This window comes from Sagittula marina (assembly GCF_014196795.1).
GTDB lineage: Bacteria > Pseudomonadota > Alphaproteobacteria > Rhodobacterales > Rhodobacteraceae > Sagittula > Sagittula marina.
Map to the genome: position 1 here is coordinate 1,662 of NZ_JACIEJ010000032.1, position 1,686 is coordinate 3,347.

At 51.1% G+C, this 1,686-nt stretch carries 1 rRNA gene (cut by a window edge); it reads right to left on the bottom strand.

Annotated features, from left to right (window positions below):
• Positions 1–1,233: ribosomal RNA gene (locus GGQ68_RS23920) — 23S ribosomal RNA — on the bottom strand (it extends 1,618 nt beyond the left edge of the window).
• Positions 1,234–1,686: the final 453 nt, after the last annotated feature.

Here is a 1,686-nt window from a genome sequence, read left to right on the forward strand (position 1 = left end):
AACTATGTCACACTACGCTCCGCTACCATGCACTATGTGCATCCTCAGCTTCGGCTCATGGCTTGAGCCCCGTTACATCTTCGCCGCAGGACAACTTGATTAGACCAGTGAGCTGTTACGCTATCTTTAAAGGATGGCTGCTTCTAAGCCAACCTCCTGGTTGTTTTGGTCGTCCCACCTGCTTTCCCACTTAGCCATGAATTAGGGGCCTTAGCTGGAGGTCAGGGTTGTTTCCCTCTTCACGACGGACGTTAGCATCCGCCGTGTGTCTGCCATCTATTACTCCCGGGTATTCGGAGTTTGGTTAGGATCAGTAAGCCTGTGGGGCCCCATTACCCATCCAGTGCTCTACCCCCCGGGGTATTCGGATGACGCTCTACCTAAATAGATTTCGCGGAGAACCAGCTATCTCCGAGTTTGATTGGCCTTTCACCCCTAGGCACAACTCATCCCGACCTTTTTCAACAGGTGTGGGTTCGGACCTCCAGTAAGTGTTACCTTACCTTCATCCTGGTCATGCCTAGATCACTCGGTTTCGGGTCTGATCCATCTAACTCATCGCCCTATTAAGACTCGCTTTCGCTGCGCCTACACCTAACGGCTTAAGCTTGCTAGATAGACCAAGTCGATGACCCATTATACAAAAGGTACGCCGTCAGATCGTAAAGATCCTCCGACTGATTGTAGGCGTTCGGTTTCAGGTACTGTTTCACTCCCCTCGTCGGGGTGCTTTTCACCTTTCCCTCACGGTACTGGTTCGCTATCGGTCAGCAAGGAGTACTTAGCCTTCGAAGGTGGTCCTCCGATCTTCAGACAGAATTTCACGTGTTCCGCCCTACTTAATACGTCCCATCGAGCTTCCTATACGGGGCTGTCACCCGCTATGGCCATGCTTTCCAGCATGTTCTAGTCACTCTCAAGGCTCGGCTAGTCCCCGTTCGCTCGCCGCTACTAGGGGAGTATCAATTGATTTCCTTTCCTCCGGGTACTTAGATGTTTCAGTTCCCCGGGTTTGCTCTTCAAACCCTATGTATTCAGGTAAGAAGTACCTGGTTTACCCAATTATCAAAAACCTTGCGGCTGATAATAACTGAATATCAGGTGGGTTGCCCCATTCGGAAATTCATGGATCAAAGCTTATTCTCAGCTCCCCATGACTTATCGCAGAGTATCACGTCCTTCATCGCCTCTTGCTGCCAAGGCATCCACCAAACGCCCTTCTCGCGCTTGATTTGATCCAGTAAGAGCAAGGTTTGGTCCCCGCTGGTTCACAGGGCCTCGCGTTGAGCGCACCGTCGGCAAACGGCCCGCTCTCCTACTGGACAAAGCATACATTTTCCCGCCCCGGTGTTTGATCACCGAGACTTGTCACTCGGTTAAAGTGACTTGGTTAGTGTACTTGACTTGGACAACTATTGCTCATTTCAGATGGGATATTCCAATTCAGCCGGCTAGACCGAATTAAAACCTTCGCCGTGGTCCCGATCCAGTCACACCTTGCGGTGATCCCCGATCAGGGGCGAACCAACTGAGATTGCCAAACACTTATGGCAACCAAGCAATGTTGATTGATTTCTCTCTATACGATGTGAATTATGTGCTGCCATCCTTGCGGATGCAGCGTGTCCGATTGGACGGGGAAGAACCGATGTGGTGCTTACCGATACAATCGAAACGGGGGAGCGT